The organism is Paenibacillus sp. FSL E2-0151 (assembly GCF_037993015.1).
Taxonomy (GTDB): domain Bacteria; phylum Bacillota; class Bacilli; order Paenibacillales; family Paenibacillaceae; genus Paenibacillus; species Paenibacillus amylolyticus.
Window position 1 is genome coordinate 2,642,865 of the sequence record NZ_CP150308.1, and the last position, 22,190, is coordinate 2,665,054.

Genomic DNA, 22,190 nt, shown 5'->3' on the forward strand with positions numbered 1-22,190 from the left:
ATGCTCTAGCTTGGCCTATCTAGTGAAATGCAGGTGAATGATTGTGAAAACCGTAATGCTAACCTATCCGCAGACGTTACATTCGACTGAGCTGAGCACACTGCCCCAAGTGCTTGCGATTGGTCAATTCGACGGACTGCATCTCGGACATGCAAGTGTCATTTTATCAGCTGTCCGCATTGCGCGGGAAACGGGCATGCAGGCAGCGGTCATGACCTTTCATCCACATCCGAAGGAAGTTATGCGCAAAGGGGATTACGAGGGTTATTTAACTCCCTTGAGAGATAAAGAAGAGATCTTGGCAGGAATGGGCGTTGATGTACTCTATGTGGTGGAGTTCAATGAAGATTTCTCACGGTTGACGCCGCAACAATTCGTACACGACTTGTTGATTCCTCTTCAGACGCGAACAGCGGTGGTGGGTTTTGACTTCCGTTTTGGTCACAAGGGTGCAGGGGATGAACAACTTCTTCGTACTTTGGGAGAAGGAGAGATGATGGTGGAAACCGTTCCTCCTTTCTTGTTAAATGGAGAAAAAGTGAGCAGTTCTCTCATTCGTGGCCTGTTGAAGCGTGGGGAGATGGATGAGGCCAGTCAGTGGCTTGGCCGACCTTACAGCATCAGAGGAACTGTCATTCACGGGGAGAAGCGTGGACGAACGATTGGATTTCCTACAGCCAACCTTGAACTCACAGATCATTACGTTACCCCGTCGAAGGGTGTTTACGCTGTTCGTGTGCAGTATGGCGGACAGGAACTGCCTGGCGTAATGAATCTCGGTGTGAAACCTACGTTTCACGAAAGCGGGATGAAACCTACGTTTGAAGTGCACCTGCTTGATTTTGATGGACACTTATATGACCAGGAACTAAAGGTTGAGCTCGTTCACTATATTCGTGCAGAACGAAAGTTTGACTCCATTGAGGCATTAATTAGCCAGATTCGTGAAGATGCATTAACTGCCGGCCGCCTGTTATCTTAAAGGTTCAGTATTAAATGCATGTTTACATTTACTTTAACTAGGCAATTATGATATACTGTACTACGTTGTCGATTGAGACAACATTAACCTTGGCTTGGTTGCTTGCTCTCACCGGCGGTGACGAGGCTAATGGCGATTATATTGAAGGAGGTGAACAGGATGGCATTGACTCAAGAACGTAAACAACAACTGATCGACGAGCACAAAACTCACGAGTCCGATACAGGATCTCCAGAGGTGCAAGTTGCTATCCTTACGGAAAACATCACAAGTTTGACAGACCACTTGCGTACGCATAAGAAAGACCACCACTCACGTCGTGGACTTTTGAAAATGGTAGGTCAACGTCGTAAGCTTTTGGCTTATGTGAAAAACAAAGATGTTAAACGTTACAGCGCACTGATCGAAAAACTCGGATTGCGTCGTTAATTATCGTACATGTTTTCAAAATCAACCTGGCTGTTATCCGTCATTCTTTTGTCTAAAAGGACAAGCGGAACTTACAGCCGGGTTGTTTTGTAGATGAACATGTTGCCATATATTTGTAGATGGGGCTCCGTGAGGAGCTTTTGTTGTGCAGGTTAGCATGTTGAAAGATCCATACATAGCTAATGAATGCATGACAAGCAGGAAATACTGTGAATATGCAGAATCCATTGAATTAGGAACGAATAAAAGGAGGGGTTTCATGGAACAGCGTGTTGAAATGCAGCTTGGTGGAAGAAAACTTACGCTTGAGACCGGGCGTTTGGCCAAGCAGGCTAATGCTGCCGTTAAGGTAACATACGGGGATACCGTGGTATTGTGTACCGTGACAGCATCAAGTGAGCCGAAAGATCTGGACTTTTTCCCATTAACGGTGAACTATGAAGAAAGATTGTACGCCGTAGGTAAAATCCCAGGAGGATTTATTAAACGTGAAGGCAGACCGAGTGAGAAAGCCATTCTTTCAAGCCGTCTGACAGACCGTCCAATTCGTCCTTTGTTCCCGGAAGGCTTCCGGAATGATGTACAAGTTTTGAATATCGTTATGAGTGTGGATCAGGATTGCGAACCGCAAATCGCTGCAATGATTGGTACATCGGCAGCATTGAGCATTTCGGATGTTCCATTCAGCGGACCGATTGGTGGCGTGAAAGTGGGACGTATTGATGGCGAGTTCATCATTAACCCAACGATTGCACAGCTTGAAGTCAGTGATATTGAACTGGTCGTTGCAGGAACCAAGGATGCCATCATGATGGTTGAGGCCGAAGCAAACGAAGTGCCGGAAGAAGTGATGCTCGAAGCAATCATGTTTGGACATGATGAGATCCAAAATATTATTGCTGTAATCGAACAACTTGTGCAAGTTGCTGGAAAAGAAAAAATGGCTGTTAAGTTGCGTACCGTTAATACTGAAGTTAACAGTAGCGTGCGTGAATTCGCCAGCGCTCGTCTGGTCGAAGCGGTTAAAATCGCCGAGAAACATGCTCGTCAAGATGCAATCGATGTAGTGAATGACGAAACCGTTGCTCACTTTGAAGAGAAATATATTGAAAGTCCGGAATTGTTCAAAGACGTGAAGGAAGTTCTGCACGATATCGTCAAAGAAGAAGTGCGTCGTCTGATCACGCATGATAAAGTTCGTCCGGATGGACGTGGACTTGCTGAAATTCGCCCAATTGAATGTGATACATCTCTGTTGCCACGTGCACATGGTACAGGACTGTTTACGCGTGGTCAAACGCAAGCACTTAGCGTTTGTACACTTGGTGCACTGGGTGATGTTCAGATTTTGGACGGAATCAGTCTTGAAGAAACGAAACGATTCATGCATCACTATAATTTCCCACCATTCAGCGTAGGCGAAGCGCGTCCATTGCGTGCTCCAGGCCGTCGCGAAATCGGACATGGTGCTCTGGGTGAGCGCGCGCTTTCCAAAGTGATTCCTTCCGAAACGGATTTCCCATACACGATTCGTTTGGTATCTGAAGTTCTTGAATCCAACGGCTCATCATCTCAGGCAAGTATCTGTGCCAGCACTTTAGCTATGATGGATGCAGGTGTACCAATCAAAGCTCCAGTTGCGGGTGTAGCTATGGGTCTGATCAAAGATGGAGATCATGTATCCATTCTGAGTGATATTCAAGGTATGGAAGATCACCTCGGTGACATGGACTTTAAAGTAGCTGGAACACCTGAAGGTGTAACTGCAATCCAAATGGACATCAAAATTGCTGGTATTAATCGTCAAATTTTGTCTGATGCATTGGCGCAAGCCAAAGAAGGCCGTATGCACATTTTGGGCAAAATGAACGAAATTTTGAAAACTCCACGTGAGCAGTTATCACAATATGCGCCTAAAATTACAACGATGCATATCAATCCGGACAAAATCCGTGATGTTATCGGTGCAGGTGGTAAAATCATCAATAAAATCATCGAAGAAACCGGTGTTAAAATTGATATTGAACAGGATGGACGTGTCTTTATCGCTTCTTCCAACCAGGAGATGAATGATAAAGCCAAAGCGATCATCGAAGGTATTGTGCGCGAAGTATTGGTCGGCGAGATTTATGTCGGCAAAGTAAAACGCGTAGAAAAATTCGGCGCATTTGTTGAAGTACTTCCGAACAAAGAAGGTCTGGTACACATCTCGCAACTGTCAACTGAACGTGTTGCCAAAGTGGAAGATGTTGTAGCTATCGGTGATTCCATTACGGTAAAAGTAACGGAAATTGACCCACAAGGTCGAATCAACTTGTCCCGTAAAGCAGTTTTGACTGCTGAAGCTCCGGCTCAATCCTAGGATACCGAAGCGACAGGTTATAAATGGATAGATTGAATGAAGAGACAGAATGTGAATTTCTGGCTCTTTTTTTAACGTTTAAATACGTAAAGCAAGGATGAAACCATGGCTCAGCATTCATATTTTTGCCCTTGTCCTCATATGATGGGGACAAAGACGGCGGGAGGATGGAGCTGTGGGAAACCAATCCAAAAAGCTGGCGGCTGTTCTGGCGGGTGTGACTGCGGTCATATTGATCGGACAAGTTGGCAGTGTACGTACATACATTACGGAGATCCGTGATGGGCCAGGTACGCAAAATGCTTTTGACATGTTTAAGGAGGCAACTGGAGAAGATGCGCTGTTGTCTGCGATTCGGGATAAAGCGGCTGAAACGAAAATTGCTCCGATAAATGCCAGAGTGGATCGGGTATGGAAAGCGATTCCTGGTTATAATGGCATGGAGATTGATGTGGAAGCGACATACCGTAAGGCGCTGAGTGGAACATTGAATACCAAAATAGCGTATGTCTACCGTCAGATTGAGCCGGAGATCCAGCTTAAGGATTTGGGTGCACATCCGATCTATCGGGGGAATGCAAACAAACCGATGGTTTCTTTTATGATTAATGTGGCCTGGGGGAACGAATACATTAAACCGATGCTGGATACGCTCGATGCCGAGAAAGTGAAGGCTACTTTTTTTCTGGATGGAAGTTGGTTAAGCAAAAATGTTGAACTGGCCAAAGAAATTCAGAAACGTGGGCATGAGATGTCCAACCATGCATATTCTCACCCTAATATGAGTCGATTGAGCGCAGAACGGGCTAAGCTGGAAATTAGCAAAACCCAGGATCTGCTCCATAAAACACTGGGCGTAGAAAATCGTTGGTTTGCTCCGCCTTCCGGTGACTTTAATCAGAAGACCGTTGACATTGCTTCATCCATGGGACTGAACACCGTGTTATGGACAGTAGATACTGTGGATTGGCGTAAGCCAAGCCCAGATGCCGTTGTTGCCAAAATTGCAAAAAATACCGAGGCTGGAACGTTAATTCTAATGCACCCTACAGCTGCTTCTTCGGGAGCTTTAAAGGGCATGATTCAATTCATACGGGCCAAAGGTTTGGTGCTCGGAACAGTAAGTGAGACGCTGTCTTCGGAACGTGTAAATACCTCTACGGTTGAGTGAACGTTGTTTTTTTGTTAATATCAAACAGTTGGAACCAAATGTCGATTTCAATTTCAAGGTTGAGATCAAGGCAATTATAGAGATGTAGGAGGGCCAACCATGAAAAAAATTCAGCTGGGCAATGGCCTCAGAGTTGTCATGGAACAGATACCGACCTGCCGTTCTGTGTCTTTCGGAATATGGGTCAAGACAGGTTCGCGTAATGAGCAACCTGCAAGTAACGGAGTATCACATTTTATTGAACACATGTTATTCAAGGGAACAGATCGTTATGATGCCAAGGCGATTGCGGAGCAGTTCGATGCGATTGGCGGTAACGTGAATGCATTCACTTCCAAAGAATATACGTGTTATTATGCTAAAGTGTTGGATGAACATTTGCCGATTGCGGTTGATGTATTGTCTGATATGTTTTTCCGCTCCAAAATGGATGATGGTGAATTGATCAAGGAGAAAAACGTCATTCTGGAAGAAATCTCGATGTATGAAGATACGCCTGATGATATGGTTCATGATCTGATGGCCTTGGCCGCTTATGGTGAGCATCCACTCGCATACCCAATCCTGGGTACGGAAGAACGTCTCAAAGTGATGGATTCCAGCCATCTGCGTGCATATATGAAGGAGCACTACACGATTGAGAACACGGTCATTAGTATCGCGGGTAATATTGATGACAGTGTAATCGATCTGATGGAGAAGCATTTTGGTGCTTTTGATGTAAATGGAGTATCGGAAGCAGTCACGATGCCAGCCTTCCAAAGCGGACAGCTCTTTCACAAAAAGAAAACGGAACAGAATCATATCTGTATCTCGTTCCCGGGCTGTAAAATCGGAGATCCGCTGCAATTCGCTATGGTTGTTCTGAATAACGCCATTGGTGGAGGCATGAGCTCCAGACTGTTCCAGGAAATTCGTGAGAAACGGGGTCTTGCGTACTCCGTGTATTCCTATCATAGCTCTCATGCGGACAGCGGACTTTTCACGATATACGCGGGTACAGCACCGAAACAGACCAAAGAAGTGCTCGATCTGACCAAAGAGGTTCTACGCGACTTGGCTGTTAACGGCTTGTCCGAAGATGAACTTCGTAAAGGAAAAGAACAGCTGAAAGGTAGCTTGATTCTGAGCTTGGAAAGCACAGGCAGTCGCATGAATCGTCTGGGTAAAAACGAGCTCATGCTGGGCAGACACCATACACTGGATGAGATGATTGCCAAAATTGAGCAAGTTACCATGGACGATATTAACGCGGTACTTGATCTGATGTTTGCTGAACCTTTTGCACTTGCTATGGTTGGCGCTTCAGATAAGACGATCGCTGGATTGAGAAGGGATGATTTTGTTGCATTACGTTCAAATACAGAAACTGCCGGGCAATGAAGATATTAAACTGCCTCAAAAAATGTCGGAGCTGGCATCCGGCTTTGATGTAGTAGCTGCACTTCAGGAAGATGTTGTATTGCAGCCGGGTCAGCGTACGCTGATTCCTACCGGACTTGCGATGGCAATGCCAGCTGGATTGGAAGCACAGATTCGTCCTCGGAGCGGACTGGCTTTCAAACATGGTATTACTTGCCTCAACACACCGGGGACCATTGATGCGGATTATCGCGGAGAAGTTAAAGTTCTGTTGATTAATTTGGGTCAGGAACCGTTCACAATTGTACGGGGAGAGCGCATCGCACAGATCGTCTTCCAGACCGTGCCTGCGGTTGAATTGACTGAAGTGAATGAACTTTCGGAAACGGTACGTGGCGAAGGTGGATTCGGTCATACCGGGAAATAAGCAGCGTAAATATACCTATTCTTTAGAGTCGTCCCTGACAGGGGCGGCTCTTTTTTACATTTGAGAAACGGACGGTGGAATGCAATTATTGTTTTCACCCCCCTGTGGGCCCCTGCATACGATAAGGCATACATGTGGTGAAAGGAGTGACGTCCCGATGCTGACCGGAGTCCGGATTGTAGTCCTGGGCGGAGATGCGCGGCAGCTTGAAGTCATTCAAAAGTGCGCTGAGCTGGATGCAACGGTAAGTGTGGTGGGTTTCGATAAAATAGAGCGTTCCATTCCAGGGATCGAGCACCAGGAACTGGAGGATGAAGTGTTTGCTTCCGCAGATGTACTCGTACTGCCTGTTGTCGGTTGCGATGAGCAGGGAAAAGTAAGTACTTCATTCAGTGACACACCGATCTATTTGAAAAAGGAACATATTGCAGCATTACCAGAGCATTGTATTGTGTTCACAGGTATGGCAAAGCCGTTCTTGCGCGAACTTAGTCTTGAAAATGGGCTGCGACTTGTTGAAGTACTTGATCGTGATGATATTGCACTTTATAACTCTATTCCAACAGCTGAGGGAGCCATCGCCATAGCAATTCGGGAGACGGACTTCACAATCCATGGTTCGGAATGCATTGTGCTTGGCATTGGTCGAACAGGATTCACAATGGCTAAAACACTGCAGGGACTTGGAGCAAATGTACGGGTGGGAATCAGGCGGGAAGAGGATGCTGCCCGCGCTACAATAATGGGCTGGAAGCCTTTCATGACAACGGATTTGGCCGCTCAGACCGGGGAAGTTGACTTGCTTTTTAATACGATACCGACTATGATAATCACAGCACAAATCCTGTCCAGAATGCCGCAAAAGGCTGTCATTATCGACCTCGCATCCGCTCCTGGCGGCTGTGATTTCAGGTATGCCGAGAAACGCGGTATCAAAGCGCTACTTGCGCCAGGCCTCCCCGGCATTGTTGCTCCCAAAACGGCTGGCGGCATTATTGCCGACGCGTTGATCCGTTTGCTTTTGGAAGAACAGAACGCACGGGAGGTTAAATCATGAACTGGCAGGGAAAAACGGTAGGTTATGCAATTACGGGTTCTCATTGTACGTTTGAAGAGGTTATGCCGGTAATTAGCCGCTTCGTAGCTGAAGGTGCCAACGTCGTTCCGATTATTTCGAATTCGGTTCTGACGACGGATACACGCTTTGGTACGGCGCAAAATTGGCAAAAACAGTTGAAAGATATAACAGGTAATGATATCATTTCTACAATTGTTGAAGCGGAGCCATTAGGGCCTTCCAAGCTGCTTGATGTGCTGGTTATTGCTCCATGCACAGGGAATACAACAAGCAAGCTGGCTAATGCGATGACCGACAGTCCAGTGCTAATGGCAGCCAAAGCGCAGATGCGCAATCAGCGTCCACTTGTGCTCGCGATTTCCACGAATGACGGTCTGGGCTTGAATGCTGCGAATATCGCCAAATTGCTTGTGGCTAAATACTTGTATTTTGTGCCATTTGGGCAAGACGATCCAGTGAAAAAACCAAACTCGTTAGTCGCCAAAATGGAATTGATTCCAGAGGCTTGCTGGAGTGCTCTTGAGGGCAAACAGTTGCAGCCGATGATTGTGGAGCGTTCTTCACAGGCTTGATGGAACAATGATTCGGTGACAACGTTTATACGCTTGGAGAAATGAAGAAGGGTTCGAGAGACAAAGAAAATCATGGGGGACAATATGCTGGATTGAACAGCTACTATGTCCACGTTCCTGTCTATAAGGCATTCCTGCTTGCGGGCAGTACAGGTTAAGCAAGCGGGAGAGGTCTATTGTGAATGTATGCATCATGACCTCGATAACAACCGCGACCTTTGATTTGCGATTGTCCCAGACAATTACAGAAAATAAGGAGCGGCATGGAATGCCGTATAAAATGCTGAAATTATCGCATCAGAACGCTCCCTAGAGTGATCCATTTGTTGATTTGACCCGTGTCCAGTCTTCTTGCGTACACAAATGGAGGAATAAAGATGCGTATCATGGTACAGAAATTCGGAGGCACGTCTCTCTCCACTGTTCAGGCGAGAGAGCATGTGCTCCGTCATGTTAAACGTGAACTTGAAGCAGGATTGAGTCTGGTCATCGTTGTGTCTGCGATGGGGCGCCGCGGCGAGCCATATGCGACCGATACGTTGCTGGACTGGGCTGCACAGAACGGAAACGCACTATCCGCACGCGAAAAGGATTTACTGCTGTGCTGTGGTGAAATCATATCGGCGACAACGTTGAGCAGTTTACTCGAACATGAAGGCATTCCAACTACAGTGCTGACCGGTGCACAAGCAGGTTTTGTGACGGACGACAATTTCGGGAATGCCCGGATATTGGATGTCCGTCCTGTTCGTGTGTTGGAGCAGCTTCAGCTTGGCCGTGTCGTTGTTGTAACCGGATTCCAGGGGCAGACAGAGAACGGAGACTTCACGACATTGGGTCGTGGGGGAAGCGATACGTCTGCTACAGCTCTCGGTGCAGCATTACGTGCTGAAATGGTGGATATCTACACAGATGTGAACGGGATACTCACCGCTGATCCGCGAATTGTTGAGGATGCACGTCCACTGACTGTTGTGAGTTATGCAGAGATCTGTAACATGGCCCACCACGGGGCCAAGGTAATCCATCCACGTGCGGTTGAGATTGCGATGCAATCCCAGATTCCAGTGCGGGTAAGATCTACTTTTGCAGACACGGAGGGAACGCTGGTTACGCATCCGGAAGGATTCCAGGATGTGCAGACAGGCATTGTTGACCGTTATGTAACAGGCATCGCCTACGTGAGCAATGTAACGCAAATTACGGTGGATGTGCCTGGTGGTGGTGCAGATCGATTGCAACTAAAAGTGTTCAAAACCATGGCTGAGAATTCAATCAGCGTTGATTTTATTAATGTTACCCCCTCGGGAGTTGTCTATACGGTTTTTGACAGTGATTCCGAGAAAGCCATACAGGTATTGCAGGAGATAGGTCTCAAGCCACAAAGCCTGTCCGGTTGTGCCAAAGTGTCCGTCATTGGCGGAGGCATTAATGGTGTACCTGGAATCATGGCTCGAATCGTGGAGTCCTTGACACTGGCAGACATTCAGATCCTGCAATCGGCAGATTCGAATACAACGATCTGGGTACTCGTAAAAAAAGAAGATATGGTTCAGGCCCTGAGGGCACTTCACGCCTCATTCGAACTTCATTTGTAAATAACTGAAGTCAGAGGAGCCAAACCTGTTTTGAAGGAGGAATCGAATTGGACTTTGGAAGATTGATTACAGCAATGGTCACTCCGTTCAATGAACAAGGAGAGATTCATTGGGAGGAAACGGCACGTCTAATCGACTATCTAATTGTAGATCAAAAGTCGGAGACGCTTGTGGTTTCTGGAACAACAGGGGAGTCTCCAACACTTAGTGATACTGAGAAAGTTCAATTATTCGGATTTGCAGTGAAACATGCGGCCGGTCGGTGCAAAATTATAGCCGGAACGGGAAGCAATAACACGGCACATTCCATCCATTTGACACAGGAAGCTGAACGTGCCGGAGTGGATGGCATTTTGTTGGTTGTTCCGTATTACAATAAACCTAGCCAAGAAGGTTTGTTCAAACATTTTGAAGCGATTGCAGGCTCCACCAAGCTGCCAATTATGCTCTACAACGTGCCTGGGCGTACAGTAACCAGCCTGTCAGCAGAGACAACGCTTCGTCTTGCACAGATTCGTAACATCGTCGCTACGAAGGAATGTGCGTCTATGGAGCAGGTTACGCTGATTGCAGCAAGTGCTCCAGAAAATTTCAGAGTTTATTCCGGTGATGATGCTTCAGGCTTACCAGCGATTGCGGTTGGAGCACATGGAATTGTCAGCGTGGCCAGTCATGTCGTAGGGGCAGAAATGAAGAAAATGATTGACGCCTTCTATGGCGGAGCACCTCTTCAGGCTGCTCAGATTCATCAGCAGTTGTTCCCGGTGTTCAAAGGCCTGTTTGAGTGTCCACAGCCTCTACCAAACCCCGTAGCGGTGAAATATGCGCTGACATTGCGTGGTCTAGACGTTGGTTCCGTACGGTTGCCACTTATTCCGCCAACGGAAGAGGAGCAGGTTTATATCAAAGGTTTGCTTAATTTGTAATCATTTTGGTTGTATATGGACTATTTTATTAATCATGGGAATATCCTTCAGATCAGCAAAAGAACCGCTCCTCTTCGTAGAGGCTGCGGTTCTTTTTTTTACGAGTAATGTGAGGTTTCTTTTCCACTGCTAAGGGGAAACCTACAGGTTAACGAGAGAGTGACTTGTTTTTTTTGTTTTTAATCATGTATAATGATGTCAAGTGACTGGGTGCGGTATTTTTTTGAAATTGAAAGCGACATCGCTTCGTGGTGTAGCTTTGCGGTGAAAAAGGAAGGAACGGCTAAGAGGGAATTTCAACTCCAACTTGTTGGTCAAAGGGAATAACTTCGAAGAACTTCTTCCAAATATCGTGAATAAAGGTGTTCTTTTGCATTCATCCCGATAGGTGGGTATGTGATGTATGGACTACTTTTCTTAACTTACAATAAATAATAAGGTACGACGTCCAACTACCATAGGAGGTTTAGATTCATTTGTCTAAGAAAAATAATAACGATAAACTGATGATTTTTGCTTTGGGCGGCGTAGGCGAGATTGGTAAAAATATGTACGTCATCCAATACGCCAACGACATTGTAGTCGTAGATGCTGGTCTTAAATTCCCGGAAGAAGATATGCTTGGTATTGATATTGTCATCCCTGACATTTCTTACCTGACTGAGAACCGTGACAAAGTAAGAGGAATCATCCTTACTCACGGACATGAGGATCACATTGGTGGTCTGCCATATGTTCTCAAACATCTGAATGTTCCTGTATACGGAACAAGACTTACGCTTGGACTTGTAGAAAACAAGTTGAAAGAAGCGAATTTGCTGGGTGATACAAAACGTATTCTGATTGATGCTGATTCCGAGATCCAACTTGGATCTGTTCTGAAAGCATCGTTCTTCGCTACTAACCATAGTATTCCGGATTCTGTTGGTGTATGTGTCGAAACACCGGAAGGTGCAGTTGTTCACACAGGTGACTTCAAATTCGACCATACTCCAGTCAATGGTCAATATGCAGATCTTCAGCGTATGGCACAGATCGGAACAAATGGCGTGTTAGCGCTGTTGTCCGATAGTACGAACGCTGAGAAACCTGGATTCACACCATCGGAGAAAAATGTGGGTATCGTGCTGGAAGATATCTTCCGTAAAGCAAGTCAACGTGTTGTTGTGGCGACATTTGCTTCCAACGTACACCGTATCCAACAGGTGATCAATGCAGCAGAAGTGACTGGACGTAAAGTTGCAGTTATCGGACGCAGCATGGTGAACGTGGTTGGTATTGCTTCAGAACTGGGTTATCTTGAGATTCCGGATGGCATGATCATTGAACCTGAAGAAGTAGGCAAGATGGCAGCTGATCGTGTCGTGATTCTCTGCACAGGAAGTCAAGGAGAGCCAATGTCAGCACTGACACGTATGGCTCGTTCCACGCACCGTAAAGTGGACATCCTGCCAGGTGACACCGTCATTATCGCAGCAACTCCGGTTCCAGGTAATGAGAAATATGTAGGCCGTACGATTGATGAACTGTTCCGTCTGGGTGCTAACGTGCATTACAGCGGTGCTAACAGTGGCGTCCACGTATCTGGTCACGGTAGCCAGGAAGAGCTGAAACTGATGCTCAACCTGATGAAACCGAAATTCTTCTTGCCGATTCACGGTGAATTCCGTATGCAGCGTCGCCACGCGGTTCTTGCTGAATCTGTAGGGGTAGAACCTGAGAACATTTTCATCACGGATATCGGTGAAGTGATTGAAATTCAAGGTGGAGCAGCACGTAGAGCAGGTAAAGTTACTGCAGGTAATGTGTTGATCGATGGCTTGGGTGTAGGCGATGTGGGTAACATTGTACTTCGTGACCGCAAATTGTTGTCACAAGATGGTATCCTTGTTGTTGTGGTAACACTCAGCAAACAGGATGGAAAAATTGTTTCCGGTCCTGACATCATCTCTCGCGGATTTGTGTATGTTCGTGAATCGGAAGGACTATTGGATGAGGCCAACCGGATCGTTAGCAGCACATTGCAGAAGTTGATGAGTGAGAACGTTAACGAGTGGGCTTCACTCAAAACAAATGTTAAAGATGCACTGGGACGCTTCCTGTATGAGCAAACTCGTCGTAGACCGATGATTTTGCCAATCATTATGGAAGTTTAAAATAGGCTAAACAAAAACATATATTCAGGCACACAGTCGCCCCTTCTCTACGAGTAATATTGGACGGTTCCTCGTAGAGAAGGGGCTTTTTTTGCGTTTTCAGGAAGATCTGCGATAAGTCAATATGTGAAGCAATTTGATGTAGCGGGTATAAGGCGGTTGGAAAAGTCCCCATACTAAGGAAATACATTAAATGTTTTTGGAGAAGGGGATTATTGAAATGAATGAACGTATGAATGACAAGCAGGCGTCAAGATCCAATCAACCGGAAGTTGAAGCGCCGGAAATTCCGATTCAGGAGGAAAAGGCCATCTCTCCCGTGACAGAGACTATTCAGCAATTTGGGCAGACACAGTCTCCTGCAGGTGAGTCGAATATTTTCTGCATGACCATTATTGGACAGGTCGAAGGGCATTTGATTTTGCCGCCACAAAACAAAACAACAAAGTATGAGCATATCATTCCACAGCTGGTGGCCGCAGAACAAAATCAGCGTATTGAAGGTATACTGATCATTTTGAACACGGTAGGTGGAGATGTAGAGGCGGGTCTAGCCATTGCAGAGATGATTGCTTCTCTAAGCAAACCTACGGTGACTGTGGTCATTGGAGGCGGGCATAGCATTGGAGTACCGATTGCTGTAGCTTCAACATATTCCCTGATTGCCGGAAGTGCAACGATGACGATCCATCCGATTCGGATGAACGGCCTTGTCATTGGTGTACCTCAAACGTTTGAGTATATGGAGAAAATGCAGGAAAGGGTTGTTCGGTTCGTGACTTCTCATTCGAATATCTCTGAAGAGATGTTCAAAGAACTAATGTTTAAGACTGGTGAGTTGAATCGGGATATTGGTACAGCTGTAGGAAGCGCAGATGCAGTGAAACATGGATTAATGGATGCAGTGGGCGGGATTGGACAGGCTATTGCTCAGTTAAATCAGCTCATAGGAGACAAGAGACAGACCCTGCAGGCGGGAGGTTATACCCAATGACACTATATACCGTGATGCCTCCTGAACAACTCTGGTCGGGAATGTGGAAAGAGGGCGAAGATACAAAGGAGATCAAAATGAATGGTTTGTTAATGCAGGTGAGACCTGTTAATGACAATGAAGCCGTTATTGTTCGTTTGCTGGATTGTCCACTTGAAGCCTATCTCAATCCTGCCAATATGCCCGGTTCGACCATTCCGCTTTCGGGTAACTTGGGATCAGCATAACGCGACGAATTCAGACAAATTGAGCAGAAAAAGAACATATGTACGGAATATATTTGTATGGTATAATATTCTTCTGGGGGTGACCTGATTTTGGCCAGAAGAAAAAAGAGGAAAAAAAAGGGCGCTGGTTTTAGCGGCGTTTTAAAATATGAAATTTACGGGATTGTGCTTATTACCCTTGCTGTCATAGCATTATCGGGTGAAGCCACCGTTGGACGTTCGCTTTCCAAGATGTTCGGACTGATGCTTGGTAAGTTTTATTTTGCGATTCCACTTGTTGGCATTTATTATGGTCTCATGGTGATGATTCACCGGAAATGGCCGAGTGGCTGGACCACACGCAAAACAGGACTGGTATTGCTGGTCTTTGCTTTAACCCTGATGAGCACCGTCTCTGCAATGCACCAGAAGCTCATTCCGGTAGGTGCGCTTGAGCCTGGAGCTGTGATTACACAGGTACATAATGATATGCAAACTGAGTTGCTAACCCCTGCTACGCCAGGCGAGAGGGACTCCATGCTTAACAAGGACATCAGCGGTGGTTATCTCGGAGCTGGGCAATTTGCTCTTTTCCTGTGGCTGTTCGGCAGTCTTGGGGCGAGACTCATCATGATTGTCATGTTTATCATCAGTTTTATGCTGATTACGAGTCTATCTTATGTGGATTTGATACGAATATTCCGAACCAAGATCTGGGATGCCGGGAGTTCGATGTACAAAAAGCTGGAGTCGAGACCGTCTGCACGTTCTGCTTCAACTTCTGATGCCAGGAAGAAAGGTAACGCCCGTAAAGTGGTGCCTGTTCCTGTTGAAGATGACGAAGACGAGTATGAGGATGAATTAGAGGAACAGCATCTGCCAAAACGAAACTCGCCCATATTCTTCCAACTTTTTGGAAAATGGGGAGCTAAACGGGAACAGGCGACATCAGGACGTGAAATGGATGAGGTCGATTCGGCAGAAACAGAACAGATTGTGTACCGCGCCGAACAAGATCACAATCTAGAGGCGTGGCAGGATGCAACTGAAGACGTAACTAACAAATCAGCTTCGTCACGTGTTCCTGTTCAGGCTAAACCTAACTCAGCGCCGATCATTCGAGACTTTTTCGAGCACGTCAGAACAGAAGAGGCAAGCATTGAAGATGATCTGGACGATGCTTATCCTTTCCCGGATAATCTGGCCGATCCAAACGTAGCACAACAGGGCGAGCATACCATTAAAATAACGGATGAACTGGTAGAGACAGAGTGGTCTGCATCCGATGCGGGTACAAACGGGATGAATGCTGTGGATGAGATTCAGAGTGGAGAAGAAGTACCTAATGATGCAATGCAGGGAACAGATACTCCAACTCCTGAAGGGCAGGACACACAACCGGTGAAACCACCACCGCCACCTCCTAAGCCGTACAAGCTGCCATCATTCCGTCTACTTGCCAAGCCAAACAATGGGGGCAAGGCGGGTGACCAGAAGGATTATATGCAGACAGCACGCAAGCTGGAAGCCACACTGGAAAGCTTCGGTGTTCGTGCCAAAGTACTTGAAGTGGTTCGGGGTCCTGCCGTTACAAGATATGAAATTCAACCTGACATTGGTGTCAAGGTCAGCAGAATTGTCAGCCTAACTGATGATATCGCGTTGGCTCTGGCGGCAAAAGATATTCGGATGGAAGCACCGATTCCCGGAAAGTCTGCGATTGGTATCGAAGTACCTAATGGTGAAGTATCGGTTGTAACGATGCGTGAAGTAATGGAGACAGCAACGTTCCAGGATGCAGAATCCAAAGTGACCATTGCATTTGGCCGAGATATCTCGGGACAGACGATTATTGGTAACTTGGCTCGTATGCCCCATTTGTTGGTTGCGGGTGCTACAGGTTCCGGTAAGTCGGTGTGTATTAACGGAATTATTACCAGCATATTGTACAAAGCCAAGCCGGATGAAGTGAAGTTCCTGATGGTCGATCCCAAGATGGTTGAGTTGAACGTATATAATGGGATTCCCCATTTGCTGGCACCGGTAGTAACTGATCCTAAGAGAGCGTCACTTGCTCTCAAAAAGATTGTGGTTGAGATGGAGAAACGATATGAACTGTTCTCCAAATCAGGCACTCGTAACGTTGAAGGTTACAATAATCTGATGAAAGATAATCCTGCGGCTGTTCTGCCTTATATTGTTGTCATTGTGGATGAGCTTGCAGATCTCATGATGGTTGCAGCCGGAGATGTTGAAGATGCGATTGCGCGGCTTGCCCAGATGGCTCGTGCAGCCGGTATCCATCTGATTATTGCTACACAGCGGCCTTCTGTGGATGTTATTACTGGCGTTATCAAAGCCAACATACCTTCTCGTATCGCCTTCGGTGTATCCTCACAGGTGGATTCTCGAACCATTCTGGATATGGGTGGGGCCGAGAAACTGTTGGGTCGCGGAGACATGTTATTCATGCCAATGGGCGCATCGAAACCGGTTCGTGTACAAGGTGCTTTTATGAGTGATGAAGAAGTGGAAAATATTGTGAATTATGTACGTGGTCAAGGTGAAGCACAGTATGATGAGTCCCTTGTACCTGAGGTGGACGACTCTATCCAGGCTGAAGATGAAGTACAGGACGAGTTATACGAAAAGGCAGTGCAGATTATTCTGGAGGCCAAGCAAGCGTCTGTTTCTCTGCTACAACGTCGAATGCGAGTAGGATACACCCGTGCCGCACGTTTGATTGACTCCATGGAATCCCGGGGCGTGATTGGTCCTTACGAGGGTAGCAAACCACGGGAAGTGTTGGTCTCGCTTGAAGAGTACCAACAAAACAAAATAAGCTCGTAGCTTGTAATGCACATGAATATTCAGGCGATTCGAGCCCTCAACCTTAATGGTTGGGGGCTTTTTTCATACAATTTGACTGAAGTTTTACCATGATGTCCAATGATCGGATGATTTGGTGCATAGGAAGCAAGCAGGCTTGTCATAATAACCTTAGCGATTCTGTTAATCCCACAAGAGAAAGGTAGAGCACAGTCGATGCGAAAAATGAACATATGGCTTTTCACTGCTATTTTGCTGATGTCCGCATTGGGAATCCGCTATTTGCTTCCTGAGAATGCAGCAACCGAAAGTTCGAATCAAAGCACACCACAAGTTGAAGAGAAAGCCTTGCCTACTTTCAGCAGCAACGCTGTGAAATATGGAAGTTACGGTCAGGATGTGTATGAGCTTCAAGGCCGGCTCAAGTATTTGGGATTTTACAATGGTAAAATCGATAGCAATTTTGGCAGCAGCACGCTGAAATCCGTCAAATGGTTTCAATCCGAATTTGGTATGAAAGCCGATGGTGTCGTTGGAGCTGAAACCAAACTGAAATTGTATAATGCTTCAACCAAATGGTCGCCAACGGAAACGCCATTGCACAAGGAAAAAACTTCAGGTGGAAGTGATAGTAGTAACAATACGGCAGATAAAGAGCAAGATAATATGGGATCTGCCAATGCACTCGGTCTCTCAGAGAATGAACTCAAAATTATGGCTAACGCAGTATATGGTGAGGCCCGTGGGGAACCGTTTGAAGGTCAAGTCGCAGTAGCGGCAGTAATTATGAATCGCGTGAAATCACCAAGCTTTCCTAATACGCCTTCAGGCGTGATCTTTCAACCAGGTGCATTTACGGCTGTAGCGGACGGACAGATCTATTTGGAACCAAACGCACAAGCCAAAAAGGCAGTTGAGCAGGCCCTGAATGGATGGGATCCGTCCGGTGGATGTCTCTATTATTTTAACCCGAAGACAGCAACATCCAAATGGATCTGGACCCGCCCACAAGTGAAAACAATCGGACAGCATATCTTTTGTATGTGATGATGTTGGAAGCAACCAGAAGGCGTGACTTCGGTTGCTTCTTGCCTTTTGAATGGGTTAAAATGGTTGTTACGTTTAGCTTAATATGATTGCATGATAAATGACGCCGTAAAGGGGTTTTGACATTTGAATACATCAGGATTCGAACGAGGTAGCAAGAGAGAGTTTCGTATACATGTGCTTCCGACTAAACGTTTCAAAACGTTTGCTATATCGCTATATGCAGGAGTTCCTTTACGGGAAGATACAGTAACCAAAGTAGCACTGACACCTTTTGTTCTGCGACGCGGCACGGAGTCCTATCCGGAAACAACGCAATTTCGTGAGCAACTGGAGCATCTGTATGGAGCAGGTTTTGGTTTTGACGTCTATAAACGCGGGGATTACCAGATTGTACAGTTCCGAATGGATACCATTAATGATTCCTTTGTTGGAGGGGATGAACAGCTACTGGATCGTTCATTTGCCTTCCTTGGAGAGGTTCTTACCCGACCTGCACAGGAGAATGGACATTTCAGGACGTCTTATGTACAAGCAGAGCGAGAGACTGTTCGTAAAAAGCTGGAGTCCATCGTGAATGATAAAATGCGCTATGCCTCTGAACGCAGTATTGAGGAAATGTGCAAGAACGAGCCGTACCGTCTTCACCCACTGGGTGAGCGAAAGGATCTGCCCGGGATTGAGCCTGACACACTTACTGCGTCTTATCAGGAGTGGCTGCAGCAGGCGAGTATGGATCTGTACGTGGTAGGGGATACGACACTGGAGGAGGTCGAGAACCTTGTTCAGCGTCATTTCAATGTAGATCGAACGTCCTCCTCTGATTACCAGACACAGGCAGCGGTTCGAGGAGATAAGGAAGTGGAGACCGTTGTTGAGCGACTGAATGTGAGTCAGGGAAAACTCAATATGGGACTCCGTACATCTATCACTTATGGAGATCCTCAGTATGCCGCAGCACTAATGTACAACGGGATTCTCGGTGGTTATCCTCATTCCAAACTGTTTGTCAATGTTCGTGAAAAAGAAAGCCTGGCGTATTACGCGTCATCGCGATATGACGGACATAAGGGCATTGCAACGATTCAATCCGGGATTGAAATCCCTAATTATGAGAAGGCTGTCACCATCATCAAGCAGCAGCTGGAAGAAATGAAAAGCGGTACAATCAGTGATCTGGAAATGTCTCAGACCAAAGCAATGATCCGTAACCTGCTTAAGGAAATGCAGGATTCTGCTTTTGAGATGATCGCTTATGACTTCAATCGACAGTTGTCTGGCAAAGAAAGAACGGCTGAAGAACTGTTGGCTCAGGTAGAACATATTAGCAAGGAAGATGTGCGTGAGGCGGCAGAACAATTCCGTCTGGATACGATTTATTTCTTGCGGGACGAGAAGGAGGAATAATCGGTGGAGAGCATTCGGTATGAGCATTTGCAGGAGACACTATATTACGAAGTAATGGATAACGGACTGCATGTCTATATTTTGCCTAAACCGGGGTTCCAGAAAACGTATGCTACGTTTGCAACCAAGTATGGATCGGTGGATAATCATTTTCAGGTTGAGGGGCAGGAAGAAGTGAAGGTTCCGGATGGGATTGCTCATTTCCTGGAGCATAAAATGTTTGAAGAACCAACAGGCGATATTTTTGCAACATTTGCGTCTCACGGTGCCTCAGCTAATGCGTTTACGAGCTTTGATCAGACGGTTTATTTGTTTTCAGCGACCGAATATGTGAATGAAAATATACAAACATTAGTCAACTTTGTGCAAAATCCTTACTTCACGGATCAAAATGTGGAAAAGGAAAAAGGCATTATTGGACAGGAAATTGACATGTATGCTGATAATCCGGATTGGCGTGTTTATTTTGGATTGATCGAAGCCATGTATCAGAAACATCCGGTGCATATCGATATTGCAGGAACGGTGGAATCCATCCGTACGATTACCAAAGAGATGTTATATGAGTGTTATAACACCTTCTATCACCCGAGTAATATGCTCTTGTTTGTGGTGGGTGGTGTAGATCCACAAGAAGTCATTGATATGGTTCGATCGAACCAGGAGCAGAAGGATTATAAGCCACAGGGGAGCATTCAACGTTTCTTCGAACCGGAGCCTGAGCAGGTAGGAGAAGCCAGACGGGAAGCGAAACTGGCTGTTTCACTGCCCAAATGTCTGTTTGGATTCAAGGAGACGGACGTTGGACTTACCGGGGAACAATTGTTACGGCGAGATATGACAACGCAGCTGATGATGGACCTCTTGTTTGGCTCAAGCACACGATTATTTCAGAAGCTCTACGATGAAGCTCTGATCTCGGACAGCTTTGGACATGAGTATAACAGTTCGCCGCAATATGCGTTTTCAGCCATTGGTGGTGATACAAAAGACCCGGATCAACTGCTCGCGCGTATACGTGAAGAAGTGGATGCCATTGTAGAAAAAGGGTTCGATTCCACGGATTTTGAACGTGCACGCAAAAAGAAAATAGGCGGATATTTGCGTATGCTCAATTCTCCGGAGAACATTGCGCATGAATTTACACGTCAGCAATTCCGTGGCGGTGATTTTTTCAATATGCTGCCGCTCTATGAATCGATTACACTGGAAGATGTAAATCTCAGACTGAGAGAGCATATTCGGTGGGATCATCTGGCTGTATCGCTAGTCGTGAGTCCTTGATATGGAGAGGGGAACGGGACAATTGAAGGCAATCGGGGAAATGACGGTACTGGTAACTGGCGCAAGCGGTGGCATCGGAGCGGCTATCGCAGAACGCTTTGCCAGAGTGGGAATGAATGTTGTTATACACTATATGAAATCGCATGAAGCAGCGAATGAAGCCGCCAGACGGTGCATGGAACAAGGCAGCGGAAAAATCATGACCGTGTCTGCGGATCTTCGCAGCCGGGAACAGATTGAGCGTATGCGTGAGAAGCTGGAGTCGCACAATCTCATGCCAGATATCCTTGTGAACAACGCAGGAATCTCGCACTATGGGATGTTGGCTGATGTTACAGAGGAGATTTGGGATGAAGTGATGGCGATTAACCTCAAAGGCACGTTTATGTGTACACAGGAAATGATGCCTCACATGATCTCCCAAAGGTATGGCCGAATCATTAATGTATCGTCGATCTGGGGGCTGTCTGGTGCTTCTTGTGAGGTGCTGTATTCCACAACCAAGGGTGGGGTGAATGCATTCACCAAAGCGCTTGCGAAAGAACTCGCGCCTTCAGGAGTAACCGTAAATGCGGTTGCTCCTGGTGCCGTTCAGACATCCATGCTGAGCCATCTGGATCAGAGTGAACTGAAGATGCTGGAAGAGGAAATTCCGGCAGGAAGACTTGCTCAACCTGATGAAATCTCATCATTGGTTTATTTTTTGGCTCTCCCTGAATCGGGTTATATCAATGGGCAGATCATTAGTCCAAATGGCGGTTGGTTAACGTAAAAAAAGCAATAAAACTTGACTGGCTGTGAACGAACCAGGTGAAGGTTGCTGAGAAGCAGTCGTCTTCCGGATTATTTTCATAATGCTCGTATATAAAATGCCTCGAAAGCACATATTACAACTGTTGATTTTAAATCTCATGCGTCATCTAAGGAGGATTTATCATGTCAACAGAAAAAACAGTGCTCTCCAGTTTTGACACATGGAAGAAGTTTCTGGGTGACCGCGTACTGCAAGCAGAGAAGATGGGGATGAGTGAAGAAACCATCAACAAACTTGCGTATGAAATCGGCGACTTCCTTGATGAGAAAGTCGATCCGGCGAACCATTCCAACCGGGCATTGAAAGAGTTATGGGATGTCGGCGATGCTGATGAGCGTCGTACGATTGCGTGCCTGATGGTCAAATTGGCCAAACAAAACGCATAAGATTACAGATGAAGAGCTCCCGCAAGGGGGCTTTTCTCTAATGATTACAAACGGATTACAGAGCTGTTCTTGTAATTCATTTTCATTTTATATATCATTAACGTGACCCATTTGTAGAAGATGTCTCAGATTGTTGTCCAGTGGATATGTTCTGTTGCTG

At 46.2% G+C, this 22,190-nt stretch carries 19 protein-coding genes; all 19 read left to right on the forward strand.

Going from position 1 to position 22,190, the window contains the following annotated elements; translation table 11 throughout:
• Nucleotides 1-55: 55 nt before the first annotated feature.
• The 19 genes from MHI55_RS12205 (at nt 56) to MHI55_RS12295 (ending at nt 22,030) form a co-directional block, all read left to right on the forward strand.
• Nucleotides 56-982, forward strand: a complete 927-nt coding sequence (locus MHI55_RS12205) for a bifunctional riboflavin kinase/FAD synthetase (protein ID WP_101313479.1) — start codon at nt 56-58, stop codon at nt 980-982.
• A gap of 159 nt (nt 983-1,141) precedes the next feature.
• Nucleotides 1,142-1,411: a 30S ribosomal protein S15 gene (gene rpsO, locus MHI55_RS12210; protein WP_017689136.1), complete on the forward strand. Its 270-nt coding sequence runs from the start codon at nt 1,142-1,144 to the stop codon at nt 1,409-1,411.
• A 259-nt stretch (nt 1,412-1,670) separates the two neighbouring features.
• Nucleotides 1,671-3,773, forward strand: a complete 2,103-nt coding sequence (gene pnp / locus MHI55_RS12215) for a polyribonucleotide nucleotidyltransferase (RefSeq protein ID WP_101313440.1) — start codon at nt 1,671-1,673, stop codon at nt 3,771-3,773.
• A 175-nt stretch (nt 3,774-3,948) separates the two neighbouring features.
• The gene (locus MHI55_RS12220) at nt 3,949-4,944 is read left to right on the forward strand and encodes a polysaccharide deacetylase family protein (protein ID WP_340390113.1); all 996 of its coding nucleotides are present in this window, start codon (nt 3,949-3,951) and stop codon (nt 4,942-4,944) included.
• Nucleotides 4,945-5,043: 99 nt separating this feature from the next.
• Entirely contained in the window at nt 5,044-6,327 is a 1,284-nt protein-coding gene (locus MHI55_RS12225; protein ID WP_339188203.1) for a pitrilysin family protein, read from the forward strand.
• Nucleotides 6,287-6,733: a dUTP diphosphatase gene (gene dut, locus MHI55_RS12230; protein WP_017689132.1), complete on the forward strand. Its 447-nt coding sequence runs from the start codon at nt 6,287-6,289 to the stop codon at nt 6,731-6,733. Before MHI55_RS12225 ends, dut begins: the two co-directional genes overlap by 41 nt.
• Before the next feature lie 157 nt (nt 6,734-6,890).
• Nucleotides 6,891-7,790: a dipicolinate synthase subunit DpsA gene (gene dpsA, locus MHI55_RS12235; RefSeq protein ID WP_036609288.1), complete on the forward strand. Its 900-nt coding sequence runs from the start codon at nt 6,891-6,893 to the stop codon at nt 7,788-7,790.
• Entirely contained in the window at nt 7,787-8,383 is a 597-nt protein-coding gene (locus MHI55_RS12240) for a dipicolinate synthase subunit B (RefSeq protein ID WP_017689130.1), read from the forward strand. The genes dpsA and MHI55_RS12240 overlap by 4 nt, the downstream gene beginning before the upstream one ends.
• Before the next feature lie 377 nt (nt 8,384-8,760).
• Complete coding sequence (gene dapG / locus MHI55_RS12245; RefSeq protein WP_036670402.1) at nt 8,761-9,981, forward strand: aspartate kinase; 1,221 nt, start codon at nt 8,761-8,763, stop codon at nt 9,979-9,981.
• Nucleotides 9,982-10,028: 47 nt separating this feature from the next.
• Nucleotides 10,029-10,907 carry a 4-hydroxy-tetrahydrodipicolinate synthase gene (dapA, locus tag MHI55_RS12250; RefSeq protein ID WP_340390115.1) on the forward strand — a complete coding sequence of 293 codons (879 nt, stop codon included), beginning with the start codon at nt 10,029-10,031 and terminating at the stop codon, nt 10,905-10,907.
• 476 nt (nt 10,908-11,383) lie between these two features.
• Nucleotides 11,384-13,063, forward strand: coding sequence for a ribonuclease J (locus MHI55_RS12255; RefSeq protein WP_036609284.1), 1,680 nt, complete (start codon nt 11,384-11,386; stop codon nt 13,061-13,063).
• Nucleotides 13,064-13,283: 220 nt separating this feature from the next.
• On the forward strand, nt 13,284-14,057 hold the full coding sequence (locus MHI55_RS12260) for an ATP-dependent Clp protease proteolytic subunit (RefSeq protein ID WP_235193785.1): 774 nt from the start codon (nt 13,284-13,286) through the stop codon (nt 14,055-14,057).
• Nucleotides 14,054-14,284 carry a YlzJ-like family protein gene (locus tag MHI55_RS12265; protein WP_036670404.1) on the forward strand — a complete coding sequence of 77 codons (231 nt, stop codon included), beginning with the start codon at nt 14,054-14,056 and terminating at the stop codon, nt 14,282-14,284. Before MHI55_RS12260 ends, MHI55_RS12265 begins: the two co-directional genes overlap by 4 nt.
• Nucleotides 14,285-14,374: 90 nt before the next feature.
• Nucleotides 14,375-17,113 carry a DNA translocase FtsK gene (locus MHI55_RS12270; protein ID WP_340390116.1) on the forward strand — a complete coding sequence of 913 codons (2,739 nt, stop codon included), beginning with the start codon at nt 14,375-14,377 and terminating at the stop codon, nt 17,111-17,113.
• A gap of 195 nt (nt 17,114-17,308) precedes the next feature.
• Nucleotides 17,309-18,139, forward strand: a complete 831-nt coding sequence (gene sleB, locus MHI55_RS12275; protein WP_340390118.1) for a spore cortex-lytic enzyme — start codon at nt 17,309-17,311, stop codon at nt 18,137-18,139.
• A 126-nt stretch (nt 18,140-18,265) separates the two neighbouring features.
• Complete coding sequence (locus tag MHI55_RS12280; protein ID WP_340390120.1) at nt 18,266-19,546, forward strand: pitrilysin family protein; 1,281 nt, start codon at nt 18,266-18,268, stop codon at nt 19,544-19,546.
• Between the two features lie 3 nt (nt 19,547-19,549).
• The gene (locus MHI55_RS12285; protein ID WP_340390122.1) at nt 19,550-20,830 is read left to right on the forward strand and encodes a pitrilysin family protein; all 1,281 of its coding nucleotides are present in this window, start codon (nt 19,550-19,552) and stop codon (nt 20,828-20,830) included.
• Between the two features lies 1 nt (nt 20,831).
• The gene (gene fabG, locus MHI55_RS12290; protein WP_036670413.1) at nt 20,832-21,602 is read left to right on the forward strand and encodes a 3-oxoacyl-ACP reductase FabG; all 771 of its coding nucleotides are present in this window, start codon (nt 20,832-20,834) and stop codon (nt 21,600-21,602) included.
• A 164-nt stretch (nt 21,603-21,766) separates the two neighbouring features.
• Nucleotides 21,767-22,030, forward strand: coding sequence for a DUF3243 domain-containing protein (locus MHI55_RS12295; protein ID WP_017689119.1), 264 nt, complete (start codon nt 21,767-21,769; stop codon nt 22,028-22,030).
• Nucleotides 22,031-22,190 lie beyond the last annotated feature (160 nt).

What these genes read in the sequence shown, in the direction of transcription:
- MHI55_RS12260 (WP_235193785.1), top strand. Translation starts at nt 13,284, where the DNA reads ATGAATGAACGTATGAATGACAAGCAGGCGTCAAGATCCAATCAACCG.
- rpsO (WP_017689136.1), top strand. Translation starts at nt 1,142, where the DNA reads ATGGCATTGACTCAAGAACGTAAACAACAACTGATCGACGAGCACAAA.
- dpsA (WP_036609288.1), top strand. Translation starts at nt 6,891, where the DNA reads ATGCTGACCGGAGTCCGGATTGTAGTCCTGGGCGGAGATGCGCGGCAG.
- pnp (WP_101313440.1), top strand. Translation starts at nt 1,671, where the DNA reads ATGGAACAGCGTGTTGAAATGCAGCTTGGTGGAAGAAAACTTACGCTT.
- MHI55_RS12240 (WP_017689130.1), top strand. Translation starts at nt 7,787, where the DNA reads ATGAACTGGCAGGGAAAAACGGTAGGTTATGCAATTACGGGTTCTCAT.
- MHI55_RS12265 (WP_036670404.1), top strand. Translation starts at nt 14,054, where the DNA reads ATGACACTATATACCGTGATGCCTCCTGAACAACTCTGGTCGGGAATG.
- dapG (WP_036670402.1), top strand. Translation starts at nt 8,761, where the DNA reads ATGCGTATCATGGTACAGAAATTCGGAGGCACGTCTCTCTCCACTGTT.
- MHI55_RS12295 (WP_017689119.1), top strand. Translation starts at nt 21,767, where the DNA reads ATGTCAACAGAAAAAACAGTGCTCTCCAGTTTTGACACATGGAAGAAG.
- sleB (WP_340390118.1), top strand. Translation starts at nt 17,309, where the DNA reads ATGCGAAAAATGAACATATGGCTTTTCACTGCTATTTTGCTGATGTCC.
- MHI55_RS12205 (WP_101313479.1), top strand. Translation starts at nt 56, where the DNA reads ATGCTAACCTATCCGCAGACGTTACATTCGACTGAGCTGAGCACACTG.
- fabG (WP_036670413.1), top strand. Translation starts at nt 20,832, where the DNA reads ATGGAGAGGGGAACGGGACAATTGAAGGCAATCGGGGAAATGACGGTA.
- MHI55_RS12225 (WP_339188203.1), top strand. Translation starts at nt 5,044, where the DNA reads ATGAAAAAAATTCAGCTGGGCAATGGCCTCAGAGTTGTCATGGAACAG.